Below are 18576 nucleotides of genomic sequence, written 5' to 3' on the forward strand. Positions count from 1 at the left end.
TTCAGTCGAAGAGCGTTCTCGCCGCTTCAAAACGCGAGGCGTAATAGCTGTCGCTGAGACGGTCGATGCGGACCTTCCCGTTGGTCGAGGGGGCGTGGATGAAGCGGGCATCGCCGATGAATATCCCGACATGCGAAAACGAGCGGTTAAGCGTGTTGAAGAAAACCAGATCGCCCGGCCGCAATTCGGCCCGCTCGATCGCCCGGCCATTGCGGGCGATATCCGCCGCGCTACCCTGAACCTTGAGGCCGGCCGCCCGGCCATAGATGTAGCTGACCATGCCGCTGCAATCGAGCCCGGCTTCGGGGTTCTTGCCACCAAACCGGTAGCCGGTATCGATCAGGCCCATGGCATAGAAGACCACTTCATTGCCCTTCTCGCTGACCGGACGCGAGCCTTGCGCTATAGTTTCCGGCGATGAACCAGAACGCAGCGCGGGACTGCCGCAGGCCGCGAGCAGCAGGGCTGACAGGAAGATAGGGATCAGGACGGGAATACGCATCAAGCTAGAGTGCCTTCTTGGAACAATTTGCAACTTACCGTTTTTACAGGAATTTTCAAGACCATGAATCTGCAAAACACCGACTTGCTACGGTCAACCAGAAAAATTGGCCAAAACTGGAATGCCGCTGATGATGGTTCGACCTTCGCCGTGATCAACCCGGCGACCGGCGAGCAGATCGGCGAAGTGCCGCTCTGCGGCGCTGCCGAAACCCGCCGCGCCATCGATGCCGCCAATGCCGCCTGGCCGGCCTGGCGCGCCCTGACCGCCCGCCGTCGGGCCCAGATTCTGCAGACCTGGAACCGGCTGATCCTCGACAACGTCGACGACCTGGCACAGATCATCACGGCCGAATGCGGCAAGCCGCTGGCCGAAGCCAAAGGCGAAGTCATCTACGGCGCCTCGTTCATCGAATGGTTTGCCGAAGAAGGCAAGCGCACCTACGGCGAGAGCATTCCCAGCCCGGCATCGAACACGCGGCTGATCGTCATCAAGCAGCCGATCGGCGTCTGCGCGGCGATCACGCCGTGGAATTTCCCCTTCGCCATGATCACCCGCAAGGTCGCCCCGGCCCTCGCCGCCGGTTGCCCGGTCGTCATCAAGCCGGCCGAAGCGACGCCGCTCAGTGCGCTGGCGCTGGCCGTGCTGGCCGAGCAGGCGGGTTTCCCGGCCGGGGTGTTGAATGTGGTGACCGGCAAGCCTGCCGAGATCGGCGGCGAACTGTGCGCCAATCCCATCGTCCGCAAGCTGTCGTTTACCGGCTCGACCGCTGTCGGCCGACTGCTCATGGCGCAATGCGCGCCGACCATCAAGAAACTGTCGCTCGAACTCGGTGGCAACGCACCGTTCATCGTTTTCAACGACGCCGATGTCAATGCTGCGGTCGACGGCGCCTTGACCGCCAAATACCGGAACACCGGCCAGACCTGCGTTTGCGCCAATCGCTTTCTCGTCCAGTCGGGCATCTATGAAGAATTCGCCAGCAGGTTCGCTGAGAAGGCGAACGGCCTCAAGGTCGGCGACGGCACCGAAGACGGCGTCGCGCAAGGCCCGCTGATCAACGCTGCCGGCCTGAGCAAGGTCGAGGCCCACGTCGCCGACGCGCTCAGCAAGGGCGCCCGTGTGCTGTGCGGCGGCGCTCGTCACGAACGCGGCGGCAACTTCTTCCAGCCCACCGTGCTGGCCGATGTGACGACCGCCATGCAGGTCGCCCGCGAAGAAACCTTCGGCCCGGTCGCCCCGCTCTTCAAATTCGAAACCGAGGCCGAAGCCATCGCCATGGCCAACGACACCGAGTTCGGCCTGGCCGCCTATTTCTTCACGCGCGATGTCGGCCGTTGCTGGCGGGTGGGCGAGGCGCTCGAATACGGCATGGTCGGCGTCAATACCGGGCTGATTTCAAACGAGGTCGCGCCCTTCGGCGGTATCAAGCAGTCCGGCCTCGGTCGCGAAGGGTCGAAATACGGCATCGAGGATTACCTCGAAATCAAATATCTCTGCTTCGATATCAACGGCTGACCATGGGCAAGATCGTCCTCATTTCGCTGCTGGCGCTGGTGGCCGTTCTGCTCTGGCGCAACTGGAGCCGGCAGAGGCGCGGGACGTATATCGCCGCCTATCCTTACCAGCGTTTTCTCGACCAACGGCTGGCGGCCCGCCGGCCGGAACTGAGTGCCGAGCAGCGCAGCGAAGTTTTCGCGGCGCTCGACGATTATTTTCAGCTTTGCCGCAAGGCCGGCCAACGCATGGTCGCCATGCCATCGCAGGCGGCAGACGATGCCTGGCATGAGTTCATCCTGTTCACACGGCAGTACGACAAGTTCTGCCGCCACGCCTTCGGCCGCTTCCTGCACCACACGCCGGCCGAAGCGATGCGCACGCCGACCCAGGCCAGCGACGGCCTCAAGCGCGCCTGGCGACTGGCCTGCGCCCACGAGAAGATCAACCCGAAAACCCCGGAACGCCTGCCCCGCCTGTTTGCTCTGGATGCCGCGCTGGGCATCGCCGGTGGCTTCGTCTATCAACTGGACTGCCTGGCCGCGAGTGGAGGCGCTGCCGGTTCGGGCTATTGCGCCAGCCACATTGGCTGCAGCGGCAGTAGCGGCTGCTCCGGCGACTCAGGGTCATCCGATGGCGGCGGCTGTGGTGGGGGCTGTGGCGGAGGCGGGGACTAGCCGACTACTTGTGATAAGTCCGGCTACTGCCGGAGCCGCCGTGCGATGGGTTGGCCACGTTGTCGAACATATTCCAGCCCTGCTGCTGGGCGTAGGCAAAGAACAGCACGGCTAAGACGCCGGTGGCGAGGGTGAGTTTGTCGAACATCAGTCGTCTCCATCCGCATCATCGCTGCTCACCGGCGCGTGGTCGCTTTCGGCCCAGCGCCGCGCCTCGAAGGCGGCGTGACGCATGGCGCTGAAGATCGGAAAGATGATCAGGAAAATCATCACCAGCACGAAATTCGACCAGCCGGCGCTGGCGGTATGGACTTCGACACGATCACGCACGGCGACCGCCTTTTCCGGCGGCATGTCCGGATCGAGCGTCAGGTAATAGGTGCCGGCCGGGATATTCAGGAAGACGATTTCGTCATCCCGACTGCCCTCACTCCACGCGCCATCGTCGTAGCCGCTGTAGTACGACACCTCCCGAGCCGCTGGCCACGCCGCGCCAGTCGCCTTGTTGACCAGCATCATGTCGAGACCAATCCAGTTGTTGTTGAGTGAGGTCTGGTTTTTCACAGCAATCTTGCGCGGCTTGCCGGTGATCTCGAATTCGCGGGTCTGCACCTCATCGCTGCGCAAGGGCTCGAAGGTGAAATCCTGGCGCAGCAGCAATTTGCCGCTGGAAATGAAGATGAAGAAAGCCTGAACCAGAATAGCGGCCAGCGCCAACTTCCAGAACAGCCCCCAAATCCGCCGATTCGTCTCGCCCCAAGAATTCGGTTGGTTGGCGAAAACGCCAGTCGGCTCGGGCAAATCTGCTTTCAGCTTGAAAGCCTCGGCAATCACTTGCGGCTCGACGTAGAAGCCCTGCGACCAGCTCAGATCGTTGCCCGTCGACTCGCTCGACAGCATGAGCGGCGGCGCCACGTAATCGACGACGCGATTGGTTTCACCGCGCCGGACCCGCCACGTAAACTCGCCGGCCACCTGCACGACCTCCGCCGCCTGCGTGGTCGAGAAATGCTTGAAAGCCTGCCCGCCAAAGAGAACGTTCTCGACCTCGACAATGCCGCCAGCCGGCGGCTTGCACAGCACATCGACGACATTCCAGTGGCCGTTGTATTCGGTCAGCCAGCGGTAGGTGCCTTGCTCGCCAGCCAGCAGGTATTCGCTCCAGTGGTAAGCCAGGCCGTCAACCACGCAGCGTTTGACGAGAAAGCCGATGACTTCGACCGGCTTGCCCTCAAGCCGTCCCTTGCTGCCGAGCGGCAGGCGCGGCGTGTATTTCTCGTCGCGCATGCCGAGCGACTTCGAGAGAACCTTGTAGCTCTCATCGGCCGTATCGACCACCGCGCCACAGGAAGCGCAGCCGACCGCGAGAATTTCCCGCGAGCGGGCCGCCATCGGCGAGCCGCAAGCCGGGCAGCGAAAAACGCGGGCCGCGACCGTCTTGGTCGGCACGGCCATGCCGTCGCGCAAGTTGGCCATTTTCAGCGACGTGAAGTCGACCGCCTCGCCAACGAACAACAGCGGCGGCGTCTCCGAATAATCGAGCGTGGCGAAATTGGCCTGATTTCTCAGGTCGACCGCAGCAACCGGATAGCCCGCGCCGACCTTGAACGGCAGCTCTCCCTGGCCGGCGACGCACTCGGCGTTTTCGATGTTGCTGACCGTCCACGTCTGGCTGGCCAGCACGAAGCGCTGGCCGATCTTGAGGGCGTCGAATTGCGGCAGCACCTCGGGCACGAACTGCGCAAATGTGAGTACGTACTCACCGCCAGCCTCCGACAGCCAGCCGGTTCGCATGTCGTCGAAGAGCAGGTTCCACTCGTTCCAGATGCCCTGGCTGTACTTGATCTGGATGCGCCCGATCAGGGCAAAATGGACGCCCTTGTAGCTACCTTCCGCCCCCAGTTGCAGCGGCGAACGGTCCTCGACCAGCGCCGCCATCTTGCCGATGTCTTCGAGATTCTGGTCGTGACGAACCAGCGTGCTCTGGCAGTATTCGCAGACGGCAAAGACCGAGGACGCCGATTTGAAGACAACCGGCGCCCCGCAGGAAGGGCAGTGGGCAGTGACAGCCACGTTGCTACGGTCAACTCAGTTTTTTGAGCAATTCCGCTTTTTTGGCGTCGAACTCGGCCTGGCTCAGGATGCCTTTTTCGACCAGCCCGTGCAGTTTTTCCAGCGTTGCCACGACTTCGTCGGCCGACATCGGCGCTGCTGCGGGGGCTGGCGCCGTCGGCTGCAATGCAGCGCCCATCGCCTGACCCATGACTTGCCCGAAGCCGACACCGGCCCCCAGGCCAACGCCCATCGCCGCCATGCCGCCTTCGTTCTTCGCGGCATCGGGAATGCTATTGGCGACCTGGTACTGCGTGTAGCGCTGCATGTCGCCGATCATGTTCATGCCGATCTTCTGGTCGAGAATCTTCTGCAGCTCTTCGGGTAGCGAGACGTTCTGGACGACCAGCGAGTCGAGGGCCAGACCGTACTCGGCAAACATCGGTGCGGCCTTGGCCAGCATCGCTTTGCCGAACTCGTCCTGATTGGCCGCCATGTCGATGAAGGCCACGCCGGATTCGCCGAACAGGTCGGTCAGCCCGGCGACCATGGTGTTGCGCAACTGGCCTTCGAGTTCCTCGCGGGTATAGATGTCACGGGTACCGGAAATCTTCTGGTAGAAAACTTTCGGATCGGTCAGGTGATACGAATAGATACCGAAGGCGCGCAGGCGGACGATGCCGAATTCCTTGTCGCGGATGGTGATCGGGTTGGGCGTACCCCACTTCTGGTCGAGCTGGGTGCGCGTCGAGAAGAAGTAGACGTCGGACTTGAACGGGGATTCGAAGAGCTTGTCCCAGTTTTTCAGGTAGGTCAGGACCGGGAGCGTCTGCGTCGTCAACTTGACCATGCCCGGGCCGAAGACATCGGCGACCGTACCTTCGTTGACGAACAGCGCCATCTGCGAATCGCGCACCGTCAGGCTGGCGCCGTTCTGGATTTCCATCTCGGCCATCGGGAAGCGCCAGGCCAGCGTGCCGTCGCCATCCTCGGTCCATTGCAGGATGTCGATAAACTGTTTCTTGATGAAGTCCATCAGAGCCATGGGTTTTCTCCTTGAAGGTCAGGCGATGCAGCCGGCGTTGAGGATGCCGATGCCGAGGGAAAGCGAAGCGAGGAAGATCCCGGAGGCGACCTTGCCCTGCGGAATGTTCAGGTTGATTTGCGGCAGCGCGAAGCGGGCAACGATGTAGGCCATGAGCTGGACGACACAGGCGACGACGCCCCAGCCGATCATCACGTAAATATTGTGGCTGGCTGCCACCGACACGGCAATCGGCAGCGCGTAACCGACAATGGCGCCGGCCAGGCTGATCGCCGCGGCGGTGTTGCCCTCACGAATCAGGGCCAGCTCGCTGTAGGGCGTGACGAAGACGTAGAGAACGAGAAAGACTGCAAGCAGCCCGATGGCTGTCGCGAAATAGCCGGCAAAGGCCGGCAGGCTGCTAATGACCGGATCGAACATGGAATCTCCCGGAGGTGGCGCAATGACAGCGGATTGTCACCGCTCGCCGGCGTTTGTTCAAGCGTCGAACGCCAGGCGGAGCAAACCTTCCAGCGGCAAATTGGCTACCGCCCGCCAGCGGATACCCAGATGCGGGGCCAGACTGGCTGCATTGCCGCCGGACAGCAGGCAGACCTTGTCGATATTGCCGAGTCGCTGCCAGGCCCGTTCTATGGCCCCGACCTGCGCCTCGATGCAGCCGGTGACGATGGCGTCGTCGGTGCAGCGCGGATAGTCGGCGTGGCGGCCATCGGCGAATGGCAACGCCGCCGTGTCGGCGGCCAAAGAACGGCGCATCAGCTCGCCGCCGGGGAGAATCAGGCCGCCGAGGAAATTGCCGTCGGCGTCGAGGGTATCGACGGTCGTCGCCGTTCCCGCCATGACGACGATGGCGGCGGTCGGGCTCAGGCCACGGGCGCCGATCAGCGCACACCAGCGGTCGACGCCGAGCTTTTCCGGTTTCAGATAATGGTTGGTGACGCCGCAACGCGCAGCTTCCGAGCGCGCCTCAAAAAACACCGGCAGCCATGGCGCAAGTTGCTGACGAATTCGCTCGCCAGCCTCGGAGCCGGCGACATTGGCCAGCATGACCTTGGCCGGATGCGGCCAGTCATTGACCAGTCGCTGCAACTGTTCGACCTCGGCGTGGGCGACGGCGCCTTGGGCCAGCCATTGCTTGCCATCATGGACGCCCCATTTGATGCGGCTATTGCCGCTGTCGAGACAGATAATCATGCGCGGCGCAGGCTGACGTCGCCGGAAAAAATGCGTTCGATCCCGGCTGCGGTTTCGAGCAGTAGCGCGCCATCGTCATCGACGCCGAGGCAGCGGCCGCGCTTCAGTTCTTCACCGTCGCCAAGGATTTGCACGGCCTGATCCTGCCAGGCGTGATAGCTCTGCCATTTCATTTTTAGCCCAAAAAACCGGTTGACCGTGAAAGTGTCGAGCACGGCCGCCAGCTGGCCGAGGATGGCGGCAAATACGTCATGGCGATCAATTGGCTGGGGACAAGCCTGACTCAAACCGGCTGCTGGCTGCGGCAGATCGCCCGTCGGCGGCGCAAGATTGAGGCCGATGCCGATAATCGCCTGCGTGCCACGACGGTCGGACGACAATTCGATCAGAATGCCGGCCAGCTTGGCAAAATCGTCGCCAGAACGTAGCAGCACATCGTTCGGCCATTTCAGGCAAACGCCATGGGCGCCAAGATTTTCCATGGCCTGGGCGAGACCAACGCCAACGGCCAGCGACAAACCGCTCAGGCTGGCCGCATTACCGGGAAATCGCCAGAGCAGCGAAAAGGTCAAACTGGATTCGGGCGATGACAACCAGTTCCGCCCTCGCCGCCCGCGCCCGGCACTTTGCCGGTCGGCGACGACGACCGAGCCGGACGGTGCGCCGCGCTCGGCCCGGCGCATGAGTTCGCTGCTCGTCGAATCGCATTCGTCCAGCGCGTCGACATCAAAGCGGCCGGCCAAACCAGCCAGCCGCGCTTTCAGCAAGACGGGATCGATCAATGTCATGCGGCGGATTTTACTCCGCCGCGTGCTCCTTGCCGCCATCGATACCGAGTTCGGCGATCTTGCGGGTGATCGTGTTGCGGCCGATGCCCAGCGCCTGCGCCGCCTCGATCCGCCGGCCGCCAGTATGGGCCAACGCCCGGGCGATCAGGATGCGCTCGAAAACCTGCGACAGAACGCCGTGGATATCCGGAATCCCGCGTGCCAGCATGCGGTCGGCCTCGCCTTCCAGCGCGCTTTCCCAATCGGTGGACAAAGACACTGGCGTCGCTTCGCGCAATTCGCCGGGCAGGTCGCTGATATCGACCTGCTGGCCGGGCGCCATGACGGTCAGCCAGTGGCAGAGGTTTTCCAGTTGGCGCACATTGCCCTGAAAATCGAGGCCGCTCATGTATTTCAAGGCGGATTCGGTCAGTCGCTTGGTTTCGACGCCAAGCTCCCGCGCACTCTTCTGCAGGAAATGGCGGGTCAGCAAGGGAATGTCTTCGCGACGCTCGCGCAGTGCCGGCAGGCGGATACGGATGACGTTCAGGCGGTGGAACAAATCTTCGCGGAACAGCCCATCCTTGACCCGCGTGTCGAGGTTCTGGTGCGTCGCCGCAATGACCCGCACGTTGGCCTTGATCGGCGAATGACCGCCGACGCGGTAGAAATGCCCGTCGGACAAGACGCGCAGCAGGCGGGTTTGCAACTCGGCCGGCATGTCGCCGATTTCATCGAGAAACAGCGTGCCGCTCTCGGCCTGCTCGAAACGGCCACGCCGCTGGGCCTGGGCGCCAGTAAAAGCACCGCGCTCATGGCCGAACAGTTCGGACTCGAGCAAATCCTTGGGAATCGCCGCGGTGTTGATGGCGATGAACGGTTTGTCGGCGCGCGGACTATGGCGATGCAGGGCGCGCGCCACCAGTTCCTTGCCCGAACCGGACTCGCCGGTAATGAGCACCGTCGCGTGCGACAGGGCCAGCCGGCCGATGGCGCGGAAGACTTCCTGCATGGCAGGCGCCTGACCGAGAATCTCCGGAACCAGCCCTTCTTCCTCAGCCGCACCACTTTGGTGCATCGATTCATCAATGGCGCGGCGAATCAGCTCGACTGCCTGATCGACGTCGAAGGGTTTAGGCAGGTATTCGAAGGCGCCCCCCTGGAAGGCAGCAACCGCGCTTTCCAGATCGGAGTAAGCGGTCATGATGATGACCGGCACCGACGGAAAACGGGTTTTCACCTCCTGCAGCAGCTCCAGCCCCGATTGGCCGGGCATGCGGATATCGGACATCAGCACTTGCGGCGGTTCGATGCCTTGTTCGAGCTGCGAAATGGCCTCGCTGGCCGAGGCAAAACTCTTGAACGGGATACCTTCGCGGGACAGGGTTTTTTCCAGCACCCAGCGAATGGAGCGATCGTCGTCTACGACCCAGACCGGTTTCATATTTTGTTGGCTCATTATGTGTTCAGAATGGCCTTGATAGAAGCAAGACTCAAGCCTGCTCTACCGGCAAATTGAGCGTGAAGACCGTGTGGCCGGGCCGGCTGACGCAATTGATCGTGCCGTGATGGTGCTGGATGAAATTCTGGGCGATGGTCAGCCCCAGACCGCTCCCTCCTTCGCGCCCCGAGACCAGCGGGTAGAACATGCGCTCGCGAATTTCGTCGGAGATGCCCGGGCCGTTGTCGATAACCTTGATTTCCATGGCCAGGCGATAGCGTTTCTTGGCCAGGGTCACCTGGCGCAGGGAGCGCGTGCGGAGAACGATCTCACCTTCGCCGCCCATGGCCTGCGCCGCATTGCGGGCAATATTGAGGACCGCCTGGATCAACTGCTCACGATCACCGACCAGTTCAGGCAGGCTCGTGTCGTAATCGCGACGAACGCTCAGCGAACCAGGAAACTCGGCGGTCAGCAGGCTGCGCACCCGCTCGAGAATTTCGTGGATATTAACCGTCGTCGGCAACATCGCCCGATGCGGGGTCAGCAAGCGCTGCATCAGGTCCTGCAGACGATCCGCCTCCTTGATGATGACCTGCGTGTATTCCTTGAGCGAGGGATTGGCCAGTTCGTGCTCAAGCAACTGGGCAGCGCCCCGAATACCGCCGAGCGGATTCTTGATTTCGTGGGCCAGATTGCGGATCAACTCACGACTGACTTGCTGCTGCTCGATCAGGCGCTCTTCTCGCGTCGCCGTCAGATGATGCTGAATCGGCTGCAGTTCAAGCAGCAGGCGGACGCCGGGCGCGATATCCGGGCGTAGCGGCGTCACCGTGCAGTTGATGTTGAGGGCTTCGCCATCGCTGAGTTTCAACTCGACATTCTGGCCGGTGTAGCCCCAGTTGTTGTTCAAGCCATTATCAAGCGCCGACTGCAAGCTCGCCGAGCAGGTGCAGATGGTCGTCAGCGTCTTGCCGACCACGGCACGACTACTTACGGCCAGCAGGTTTTCGCCGGCCGCGTTGATATAGCGGATGGCCAGTGCGTCATCAAGCAGAAGCACCGCAGAAGCCAGCAGATCAAGGCCGGCAAAGGAAGAATGTGTAACGTTCATGCCCGCCATTGTAGCGATTCGACACCCCCTACTGATGATAACTTGCGTTACTGACCAATCGTTCATTATCATCCGGATCACTGTCCACCGGACCTCCCAATATGATCAAGACCGCTCCCCGTGTTGCCGCCTTACTGGTAACTGCAGCTACCGTTCTCGCCGGCTGTCAGGCTGGCGACAGCACGCCACCGGCACCCCGCACCGTGCTGGTCCAGGCCGCAGCCAGTGCGCCGCTGAACGGCAGCGTCTATACCGGCGAAATCCGCGCCCGGCATGAGGTCGATCTGGCTTTCCGTGTCGGCGGCAAAATCGCCGCCCGTCTCGTCGATGCCGGCGCCGAAATCAAGGCCGGCCAGCCGCTGGCCCGCCTCGACCCGGCCGATCTCGAACTGGCCGCTGCAGCCGCCCGCGCCCAACTGGCTGCCGCCGAAAGCGAGCACGCCACGGCTCGCGCCGAGCGCGAACGCTATGCCGGCCTGGCCGCCAAAAAATTCGTCAGCCAGGCTGCCTTCGACGCCAAGGACAATGCCTACAACAGCGCCCAGGCCCGTCTTGAGCAGGCCCGCGCACAAAGCCGAATCAGCGGCAACCAGAGCAGCTATGGCACCTTGAGCAGTGAATTTCCGGCCATCGTCACGGCCGTTCTCGTCGATGCCGGTCAGGTTGTAACCACCGGCCAGGCCGTGATGCGCGTCGCCCGCCCGGAGGAAAAGGAAGTCGCCATTGCCATTCCCGAAAGCCGTTTGGCTGAACTGAAAGCCGCCAAAAACCTCGCCGTCAGCCTGTGGGCCGCCCCCAAAATCATCTTGCGCGGCGAACTGCGCGAGCTGTCGCCCGCCGCCGATCCGGCAACCCGCACCTACGCGGCGCGTATTCGCATTCGCAATCCGCCACCCGAGGTTCGCCTTGGCATGACGGCCCGCGTCGCCCTTGATGGCGCAGTCGATAGCACGCTTATCGTCCCGTTGAGTGCCGTGATCGATAGCGGGCAAGGTCCGCTGGTCCGCGTCGTCAAGGATGGCAAGGTTGCCACCCACCCGGTCAAGGTTGCCCGCTTCCGCGAAGATGGCGTCGAGTTGAGCGGCGGACTGGCTGCCGGCGAACTGGTCATCATCAGCGGCGCCGGCAAGCTGGTCGACGGTCAGGAAGTTCAGGCCAAGGCGGCCACGACGCCGGATCGGCAGCGCTAAGCGATGAGCCACCGCTTCAACCTGTCCGACTGGACGCTGCACCACCGCACACTGGTTGGCTACTTCCTGCTCGCCATCGCGCTGATGGGCGTTTTTGCCTACGGCAAGCTCGGCCAGGCCGAAGATCCGCCCTTCACCTTCAAGATCATGGTCATCCGCAGCTTCTGGCCGGGCGCGACAGCCCGTCAGGTCGAGCAGCAACTGACCGACAAGATCGAGAAAAAACTGCAGGAAACACCCTACATCGACCGCGTTTCCAGCTTCTCGCGCCCCGGCGAATCGACAGTGATGTTCTTCGCCAAGGACAGCACGCCGCCAGCCAACGTACCCGACGTGTTCTACCAGGTGCGCAAGAAAATCGGCGACATTCGCCACACCCTGCCGGCTGGCATTCAGGGCCCGTTCTTCAACGACGAGTTCGGCGACGTTTTTGGCAATATTTACGCGTTGACCGCGGAAGGCTTCGATTATCCGCAACTCAAGGACCAGGCCGAGCGCATTCGCGATGAACTGCTGCGCGTGCCACAGGTCGGCAAGGTTGAAATCTTCGGCATACAGGACGAGAAGATTTACGTTGAACTCTCCAATGCCAAACTCGCTACGCTGGGCATCGACCAAACGACCATCGTCCAGGCAATGAATCAGCAGAATGCCGTAGCCGGCACCGGCTTCTTCGAGACGGCCAGCGAGCGCATCCAGATTCGGCCCGGCGGGGCTTTCAACAGCGTGCAGGCCGTGGCCGACACCCTGATCCGGGCTGGCGGCCGCAGTTTCCGGCTCGGCGATATCGCCGAAATCCGGCGCGGCACCATTGACCCGCCAGCCACGCAGGTCCGCTTTGGCGGCAAGCCGGCACTCGCCATTGGCGTCTCGATGGCCAAGGGTGGCGACATCATCGAACTTGGCAAGGCACTGAACACGCGCATCGCCAAACTGCAGGCAGCCTTGCCGGTCGGCGTCGACATCGGCGTGGCGACCAGCCAGCCGGAAGCCGTCGCCCGCTCGATCAAAGCCTTCACGCAGGCCCTGGCCGAAGCGGTGATCGTCGTCCTGCTCGTCACCTTCATCAGCCTCGGCATCCGCACCGGACTGGTTGTTGCCATCTCGATCCCGCTCGTACTGGCCGCCACCTTTCTTGCCATGTACCTGTTCAACGTCGGCCTGCACAAGGTGTCGCTCGGCGCGCTGGTTCTGGCCCTCGGCCTGCTGGTCGACGATGCGATCATCGCCGTCGAGATGATGTGGGTGAAAATGGAACAAGGCTGGGAACGCACCCGCGCTGCCTCCTTTGCCTACACGAGCACGGCCGGGCCGATGCTCTCCGGCACGCTGGTCACCGTCGCCGGCTTCATTCCGATTGCCCTGGCCAAGTCATCGACCGGCGAATATGCCTTCGCCTTCTTCCAGATCAATGCCGTCGCCCTGCTCATTTCGTGGCTGGCCGCCGTCATCGCCATCCCTTGGCTCGGCTACAAGCTGCTGCCCAACCCGCACGCGGCGCACCAGAGCAGCCGCCTGGAAAAACGCCTGCCCCGCCTCGCCCGCCTGTTCGACAAGATCGGCCTGAACGGCCCGGCCCACGCCGAAGACCATGACGTCTACGGTACGCCGTTCTATACCCGCTTTCGCCAACTGGTCAGCTGGTGCGTCGGGCGGCGCTGGCTGGTCATTGGCGTCACCATCATCCTGTTTGCGCTATCCATCGTCGGCATGATCAAGGTGCAGAAGCAGTTCTTCCCGAACTCGACCCGCCTTGAACTCAACGTCGAACTGCGTCTCCCCGAAGGGGCGTCGATTGCCGCCATCAACGCCGAGACAAAGCGCCTTGAACAGTGGCTGGACAAGGATAAAGCTGAATTCGACCAGTTCGAACATTACATGGCCTTCGTTGGATCAGGAGCGCCGCGCTATTACCTCGGCTTGGACCAGCAACTGCCGGCCAGCAATGTCGGCCAGGTCGTCATCGTCACACGCGACGTCGAGGCGCGAGAAGCCGTCCGCGGTCGACTGATCAAACTGTTCGAAAATGACAGCTTCGCTGCTCGCGGCAACATCGCCCGTATCGAAAACGGGCCACCAGTCGGTTATCCGGTGCAATACCGCATTTCCGGCGAAGACTTCGCCACGCTACGCCAGGCGGCCACCAAGGTCGCCACGGTCATGCGCGAGAACCCGGAGTTATCCAACGTTAACGTCGACTGGAGCGAACTCTCGAAGTCGGTCGAGATCGAAATCGATCAGGACAAGGCCCGCCTGCTCGGCGTTTCCAGTCAGGACATCGCCGCCCTGCTCAACATGTCGCTCAACGGCTATACGGTGACCAGCTACCGCGAAGGCGAAAAGAGTATCGACGTCGTCCTGCGTGGCGACCGCGAGGAACGCAGCCACCTGTCGTCACTCGATGATCTGGCGGTACCGACACGAGCCGGCAAGAGCGTTCCGCTGAGCCAGATCGGCCGTCTCAAACACAGCTTCGAAGCAGGACTGATCTGGCGCCGCGACCGCCAGCCGACGATCACGGTGCGCGGCAACCTGTACGGCAAGATTCAGCCCGCCACCGTCGTCGACCGCATCAAACCGGAGATCGATGCCATCCAGGCCACCTTGCCCGACGGTTATCACATCGCCACCGGCGGCTCGGTCGAGGAATCCTCCAAGGGTTCCGGCTCGGTGATGGCCGGCATTCCGCTCTTCGTGCTGGCCGTGATCACCATCCTGATGATCCAGTTGCAAAGCGTCTCCCGCGTCGTCATGGTGCTGCTCACTGCTCCGCTCGGCATCATCGGGATAGCGCTGTTCCTGCTCGTTTTCCGGCAACCGTTCGGCTTCATGGCGCTACTCGGCACCATCGCGCTGTTCGGCATGATCATGCGCAACTCGGTAATTCTGGTCGATCAGATCGAGCAGGACATGGCTGCCGGCAAACCGCGCCATGAAGCGATTGTCGAGTCGACGGTACGGCGTTTCCGGCCCATTGTACTGACTGCTGCCGCGGCCGTACTGGCCATGATTCCGCTATCGCGCAACGACTTTTTCGGACCGATGGCCGTTGCCATCATGGGCGGCCTGATCGTCGCCACCGCGCTGACTTTGCTTTTCCTGCCGGCACTCTATGCGGCCTGGTACAAGGTCAGGATCGAGGATCGAGCTATTAGCCGTTAGCAAACAAAAGCAAAGGGCGCCTTGGCGCCCTCAAACCTCCCCTGACAGCTCAATCCTGATAGCTGACAGCTACTTCAAATTCCCCAGTTCCTTCTGGATCGCCTGGATATTGCGCTCATGTTGCCCGACGCGGTCGCGGTAGGGTGCTAGCCGGTCACTACTCGAACCGGCCGCCTGCTGCTCGGACAGATCCTTGCGTGCCTGCTCAAGGTTGCGCTGCTCGCCAGCCAGTTCCTGCTCGAGAATGTGGCGACGATCGCCGTCGCGCGCCCTCTGGGTGTCTTCCTGTACGCGAGGAAAGCCCGCAGGAGACGGATTGGCTGCAGCCCCTGCCGGCTTTGCCCGGGGTGGCGCCGGCATGGCATTTTCCGGTCCGCTGGAAATCACCTTGCAATTCTTGTCGATCCGGGCACTGGCATAAGTCGTATTGCCATTGACATCGACACATTTGTAGATCGTCTGGGCCGAAACCGAGAGCGGCAACAAAGCGACAAGCAGAGCAAGCGGACTGCGCATCATCGTCAATATTCCTGTCAATTATTTGAGTGTACCGGACTTAACGGCCGAGCCAGGAAAAAGTAAACAAAAAAAGGGCGGGAAATCCCGCCCTCTTTGCGTATCCGGCTGATTAGCAGGAGTAGTACAGATCGAACTCGACCGGGTGGGTCGTCATGCGAACCTTGTTCACTTCGTCCATCTTCAGGTCGATGTAGGCATCGATCCAGTCGTTGGAGAAGACGCCGCCACGGGTCAGGAACTCATGGTCAGCCTTCAGCGATGCCAGGGCTTCTTCGAGGGAAGCGCAGACGGTCGGGATGGCTGCATCTTCTTCCGGCGGCAGGTCGTACAGGTTCTTGGAAGCCGGGTCGCCCGGGTGAATCTTGTTCTGGATACCATCCAGGCCGGCCATCAGCAGCGCGGCGAAGCACAGGTACGGGTTGGCGATCGGATCCGGGAAGCGGGTCTCGATACGACGAGCCTTGGTCGAGGCAACGTACGGAATGCGGATCGAAGCCGAACGGTTCTTGGCGGAGTAAGCCAGCTTGACCGGCGCTTCGTAGTGCGGGACCAGACGCTTGTAGGAGTTGGTACCCGGGTTGGTGATGGCGTTCAGGGCCTTGGCGTGCTTGATGATGCCGCCAATGTAGAACAGGGCCAGTTCGGACAGACCAGCATAGCCGTCGCCGGCGAACAGGTTCTTGCCGTCCTTCCAGATGGACTGGTGAACGTGCATGCCGGAACCGTTGTCGCCAACGATGGGCTTCGGCATGAAGGTGGCGGTCTTGCCGTACTGGTGGGCAACATTGTGCACAACGTACTTCAGGATCTGGGTCTGGTCGGCACGCTTGACCAGGGTGTTGAACACGGTACCGATTTCGCACTGACCGGCAGTAGCGACTTCGTGGTGGTGAACTTCAACCGGGCAGCCGAGGGCTTCCAGGGTCAGGACCATGGCCGAACGGATGTCGTGCAGGCTGTCGACCGGGGGAACCGGGAAGTAGCCGCCCTTGACGGTCGGACGGTGGCCGGTGGAGCCGGAGCCGTCGTTCTTCTCGCCCGAACCCCAAGCTGCTTCGGCAGAATGTATCTTCAGGGAGCAGCCGGACATGTCGACATTCCACTCGACGCCGTCGAAGATGAAGAATTCGGGTTCCGGACCGAAGTAGGCGGTGTCGCCGATACCGGAGGACTTCAGATAGGCCTCAGCGCGCTTGGCGATGGAGCGCGGGTCGCGGTCGTAACCACGACCATCGGTCGGATCGATCACGTCACAGGTCAGGACAACGGTGGTTTCGTCGAAGAACGGGTCGATGTAGGCAGTTGCCGGATCCGGATTCAGCTGCATGTCGGAGGCTTGAATGCCCTTCCAGCCGGCAATCGAGGAGCCGTCGAAAGCATGACCGTTTTCGAACTTGTCTTCGCTGAAGGCAGAAACCGGCACGGTGACGTGCTGTTCCTTGCCACGGGTATCGGTGAAACGGAAATCGACGAACTTGGCGTCGTTTTCCTTGATCATCTTGAGCACGTCTTGCGGGGTTGCCATATGCCTTAATCTCCTAAGAAAACAAGTTGCCGGGCGATCCGGCGACAATCAAAAATTTGTAACCCGGTTCATTTAGCAGAAAGCATGCCAAACGCCGACGAGTAATCTTTGCATTTTGCCACAATGAGATGCAGGGTTTAAGCAAAGAATTTGCGCACCACAATTGTGCCAAGCAGTAAAAATACGGCACTATTTTGGTGCAACAAGACAGTTCAGTGATATCCGACGAATCAGCGGGTGCGTTTTCAGACGGTCGATCAGGAGAATCTCGGCCTGCCGTAGTGCCTCGCCATTTTCGAACAGGGCGGAACTGTAGAAGACCTCCGCCTCGATCCGGCCTTTCAGATAGTGCAGCACGATTTTTTCCGGCTCGGGCAGGCCGGCCAGCAATGGTTGCAGTTCGCTGAGCAAGGCATCCCGCGCCGGCAATCGGATCGCGTAGGTATCCGGGTCCATGTCGTCTTCCGGGTCGATGTGCACGAGCACATCAAGCACCTCGGGATGTTCGCGCAGGACTCTGGCGCGGGCAGATTCGGCAATGCGATGGCCTTCCGAGACGCTGATCCGCGAATCAACCTGGACATGCGTGTCGACCAGCGCCTGATGGGCCATGCGCCGGGTCCGCAGTTGGTGCAGGTCGCGCACGCCCGGCGTCGCCAGCAGGGTCTGCCGGATGGCCTCGACCTGGGCGTCGTCGAGCCCGGTATCGATCAGTTCCTTGATGGCGCCCCAGGCCAGACGCCCCCCCATGTGCAGGATCATGAAACCCATCAGCGCCGCGGCCAGCAGGTCGAGAAAGGACCAGCCGAGCAGCGCACCGCCAATGCCGACCACGACGACCAGCGCCGACGCCGCATCGGCTCGCGTGTGCAGGGCATTGCCGATGAGTAGTTGTGAGCGCAGCTTTTCGGCAACCCGTATCAGGTAGCGATACAAGGCCTCCTTGGAAATCACCGTGGCCACCGCCACCCAGAAGGCGGCGAGCTCGACGGTCGGCAGGGCCTCGACATGCTGGAGACGCATGCCGGATTCCCACAGTATGCCGCCACCGATCAAGACCAACGAGGTTCCAAGCGCCAGCGTTGCGGCAGTTTCGACGCGGGCGTGGCCGTAGGGATGGGACCGATCAGCCGGCTGGGCGCTCTGCCGGCTGGCGTAGATGACGAGAAAATCCGAGAGCAGGTCAGAGAACGAGTGCAATCCGTGCGCAACCAGCGACTGCGAGTGGGCCAACCAGCCAACGACGAGCTGGGCGACGGTCATCACCAGGTTGACGGCGACGCTGACCCAGGTCGCCTTCTGCGCCGCGGCCGAGCGCTCGGCCGGGGTAGCGGAGACGGCGAGGTGATGCTCAAGTCCCATGATGTCTGCCCTATACTATTAACGTGCAATTTTAGCAGTTGGACATCATGGGAAAGTTAACCGAGATACTCAGTCTGGCCCAGGCTCGCGGCCAAGCCCTTGGCCGCGCCTATCAGGGCGAGCTGACACCGCAGGAGGCGAGCGACTTGTTGCGCCTGGCGCCCGGCGCCAAAATCGTCGATGTCCGGACTCGCGCCGAGTGGGACTGGGTTGGCCGGGTCGCCGGGGCGGTCGAGATCGAGTGGAACCAATACCCGGGCGGCGTGCGCAACCCGAACTTCGTGGCCGAACTCAAGCGCCAGGTCGATCCCGAAGCGCTGGTCATGTTCCTCTGCCGCAGCGGCGTGCGCTCGGTCGCCGCCGCCACGGCCGCCACCGAAGCCGGCTACAACGCCTGCTTCAACATCCTCGAAGGTTTCGAGGGCGACAAGGATGCCAACGGGCATCGCAACACCATCGGTGGCTGGCGCAAGACCGGACTGCCCTGGATTCAGGGATAATCCCACGGTCAACCGGAAAAAACGGCCAA

The 18576-nt window shown here is 62.0% G+C and carries 17 protein-coding genes; 5 read left to right on the forward strand and 12 right to left on the reverse strand.

The window, feature by feature from the left end:
• Position 1: 1 nt before the first annotated feature.
• On the reverse strand, positions 2–502 hold the full coding sequence (locus KI610_RS17995; RefSeq protein ID WP_226496319.1) for a C40 family peptidase: 501 nt from the start codon (positions 500–502) through the stop codon (positions 2–4).
• 63 nt (positions 503–565) lie between these two features.
• Between KI610_RS17995 and KI610_RS18000 the strand changes: the two genes are divergently transcribed.
• Both KI610_RS18000 and KI610_RS18005 read left to right on the forward strand, forming a co-directional pair.
• Positions 566–2020: an NAD-dependent succinate-semialdehyde dehydrogenase gene (locus KI610_RS18000; RefSeq protein ID WP_226496320.1), complete on the forward strand. Its 1455-nt coding sequence runs from the start codon at positions 566–568 to the stop codon at positions 2018–2020.
• A gap of 2 nt (positions 2021–2022) precedes the next feature.
• Positions 2023–2676 carry a glycine-rich domain-containing protein gene (locus tag KI610_RS18005; protein WP_226496321.1) on the forward strand — a complete coding sequence of 218 codons (654 nt, stop codon included), beginning with the start codon at positions 2023–2025 and terminating at the stop codon, positions 2674–2676.
• Positions 2677–2680: 4 nt separating this feature from the next.
• On the opposite strand, the gene KI610_RS18010 is transcribed toward KI610_RS18005, so the two are convergent.
• The 8 genes from KI610_RS18010 to glnL are packed head-to-tail and all read right to left on the reverse strand — an operon-like array spanning position 2681 to position 10298.
• Positions 2681–2824 carry a hypothetical protein gene (locus tag KI610_RS18010; protein WP_226496322.1) on the reverse strand — a complete coding sequence of 48 codons (144 nt, stop codon included), beginning with the start codon at positions 2822–2824 and terminating at the stop codon, positions 2681–2683.
• Positions 2824–4749 (reverse strand): DUF4178 domain-containing protein, encoded by a 1926-nt coding sequence (locus KI610_RS18015; protein WP_226496323.1) that lies wholly within the window; start codon positions 4747–4749, stop codon positions 2824–2826. The genes KI610_RS18010 and KI610_RS18015 overlap by 1 nt, the downstream gene beginning before the upstream one ends.
• Before the next feature lie 10 nt (positions 4750–4759).
• Positions 4760–5773, reverse strand: coding sequence for an SPFH domain-containing protein (locus KI610_RS18020; RefSeq protein ID WP_226496324.1), 1014 nt, complete (start codon positions 5771–5773; stop codon positions 4760–4762).
• 18 nt (positions 5774–5791) lie between these two features.
• Positions 5792–6193, reverse strand: a complete 402-nt coding sequence (locus KI610_RS18025) for a DUF350 domain-containing protein (protein WP_226496325.1) — start codon at positions 6191–6193, stop codon at positions 5792–5794.
• 57 nt (positions 6194–6250) lie between these two features.
• A complete protein-coding gene (locus tag KI610_RS18030; RefSeq protein WP_226496326.1) occupies positions 6251–6967 on the reverse strand; it encodes a type III pantothenate kinase in 717 nt (238 codons plus the stop codon).
• A complete protein-coding gene (locus KI610_RS18035; protein ID WP_226496327.1) occupies positions 6964–7755 on the reverse strand; it encodes a biotin--[acetyl-CoA-carboxylase] ligase in 792 nt (263 codons plus the stop codon). Before KI610_RS18035 ends, KI610_RS18030 begins: the two co-directional genes overlap by 4 nt.
• A 10-nt stretch (positions 7756–7765) precedes the next feature.
• Positions 7766–9178 carry a nitrogen regulation protein NR(I) gene (gene ntrC / locus KI610_RS18040; protein ID WP_226498570.1) on the reverse strand — a complete coding sequence of 471 codons (1413 nt, stop codon included), beginning with the start codon at positions 9176–9178 and terminating at the stop codon, positions 7766–7768.
• Between the two features lie 49 nt (positions 9179–9227).
• On the reverse strand, positions 9228–10298 hold the full coding sequence (gene glnL, locus KI610_RS18045) for a nitrogen regulation protein NR(II) (protein WP_226496328.1): 1071 nt from the start codon (positions 10296–10298) through the stop codon (positions 9228–9230).
• 92 nt (positions 10299–10390) lie between these two features.
• Here glnL and KI610_RS18050 point away from each other — a divergent pair, with 92 nt between their 5' ends.
• Together KI610_RS18050 and KI610_RS18055 are read left to right on the forward strand one after the other, a co-directional pair.
• Positions 10391–11479: an efflux RND transporter periplasmic adaptor subunit gene (locus tag KI610_RS18050; RefSeq protein WP_226496329.1), complete on the forward strand. Its 1089-nt coding sequence runs from the start codon at positions 10391–10393 to the stop codon at positions 11477–11479.
• A gap of 3 nt (positions 11480–11482) precedes the next feature.
• Positions 11483–14641, forward strand: a complete 3159-nt coding sequence (locus KI610_RS18055) for an efflux RND transporter permease subunit (protein WP_226496330.1) — start codon at positions 11483–11485, stop codon at positions 14639–14641.
• A 69-nt stretch (positions 14642–14710) separates the two neighbouring features.
• On the opposite strand, the gene KI610_RS18060 is transcribed toward KI610_RS18055, so the two are convergent.
• The 3 genes from KI610_RS18060 to KI610_RS18070 all read right to left on the reverse strand — a co-directional run bounded on the left by KI610_RS18060 (position 14711) and on the right by KI610_RS18070 (position 18047).
• The gene (locus KI610_RS18060; protein ID WP_226496331.1) at positions 14711–15160 is read right to left on the reverse strand and encodes a DUF4124 domain-containing protein; all 450 of its coding nucleotides are present in this window, start codon (positions 15158–15160) and stop codon (positions 14711–14713) included.
• Positions 15161–15269: 109 nt separating this feature from the next.
• Positions 15270–16685 carry a type I glutamate--ammonia ligase gene (gene glnA / locus KI610_RS18065; protein ID WP_226496332.1) on the reverse strand — a complete coding sequence of 472 codons (1416 nt, stop codon included), beginning with the start codon at positions 16683–16685 and terminating at the stop codon, positions 15270–15272.
• A 189-nt stretch (positions 16686–16874) separates the two neighbouring features.
• Complete coding sequence (locus KI610_RS18070; protein ID WP_226496333.1) at positions 16875–18047, reverse strand: cation diffusion facilitator family transporter; 1173 nt, start codon at positions 18045–18047, stop codon at positions 16875–16877.
• Between the two features lie 47 nt (positions 18048–18094).
• Between KI610_RS18070 and KI610_RS18075 the strand changes: the two genes are divergently transcribed.
• On the forward strand, positions 18095–18547 hold the full coding sequence (locus tag KI610_RS18075) for a rhodanese-like domain-containing protein (RefSeq protein WP_226496334.1): 453 nt from the start codon (positions 18095–18097) through the stop codon (positions 18545–18547).
• The last annotated feature ends 29 nt before the right edge of the window (positions 18548–18576 follow it).

This window comes from Ferribacterium limneticum, from assembly GCF_020510565.1.
In the GTDB taxonomy this organism is placed as follows: Bacteria; Pseudomonadota; Gammaproteobacteria; order Burkholderiales; family Rhodocyclaceae; genus Azonexus; species Azonexus limneticus_B.

Coding starts and splice junctions, on each gene's coding strand:
- KI610_RS17995 (WP_226496319.1), bottom strand. CDS start 502: ATGCGTATTCCCGTCCTGATCCCTATCTTCCTGTCAGCCCTGCTGCTC.
- KI610_RS18070 (WP_226496333.1), bottom strand. CDS start 18,047: ATGGGACTTGAGCATCACCTCGCCGTCTCCGCTACCCCGGCCGAGCGC.
- glnA (WP_226496332.1), bottom strand. CDS start 16,685: ATGGCAACCCCGCAAGACGTGCTCAAGATGATCAAGGAAAACGACGCC.
- KI610_RS18050 (WP_226496329.1), top strand. CDS start 10,391: ATGATCAAGACCGCTCCCCGTGTTGCCGCCTTACTGGTAACTGCAGCT.
- KI610_RS18075 (WP_226496334.1), top strand. CDS start 18,095: ATGGGAAAGTTAACCGAGATACTCAGTCTGGCCCAGGCTCGCGGCCAA.
- KI610_RS18055 (WP_226496330.1), top strand. CDS start 11,483: ATGAGCCACCGCTTCAACCTGTCCGACTGGACGCTGCACCACCGCACA.
- KI610_RS18010 (WP_226496322.1), bottom strand. CDS start 2,824: ATGTTCGACAAACTCACCCTCGCCACCGGCGTCTTAGCCGTGCTGTTC.
- KI610_RS18060 (WP_226496331.1), bottom strand. CDS start 15,160: ATGATGCGCAGTCCGCTTGCTCTGCTTGTCGCTTTGTTGCCGCTCTCG.
- KI610_RS18020 (WP_226496324.1), bottom strand. CDS start 5,773: ATGGCTCTGATGGACTTCATCAAGAAACAGTTTATCGACATCCTGCAA.
- KI610_RS18025 (WP_226496325.1), bottom strand. CDS start 6,193: ATGTTCGATCCGGTCATTAGCAGCCTGCCGGCCTTTGCCGGCTATTTC.
- KI610_RS18030 (WP_226496326.1), bottom strand. CDS start 6,967: ATGATTATCTGTCTCGACAGCGGCAATAGCCGCATCAAATGGGGCGTC.
- glnL (WP_226496328.1), bottom strand. CDS start 10,298: ATGGCGGGCATGAACGTTACACATTCTTCCTTTGCCGGCCTTGATCTG.
- KI610_RS18035 (WP_226496327.1), bottom strand. CDS start 7,755: ATGACATTGATCGATCCCGTCTTGCTGAAAGCGCGGCTGGCTGGTTTG.
- KI610_RS18005 (WP_226496321.1), top strand. CDS start 2,023: ATGGGCAAGATCGTCCTCATTTCGCTGCTGGCGCTGGTGGCCGTTCTG.
- ntrC (WP_226498570.1), bottom strand. CDS start 9,178: ATGAAACCGGTCTGGGTCGTAGACGACGATCGCTCCATTCGCTGGGTG.
- KI610_RS18000 (WP_226496320.1), top strand. CDS start 566: ATGAATCTGCAAAACACCGACTTGCTACGGTCAACCAGAAAAATTGGC.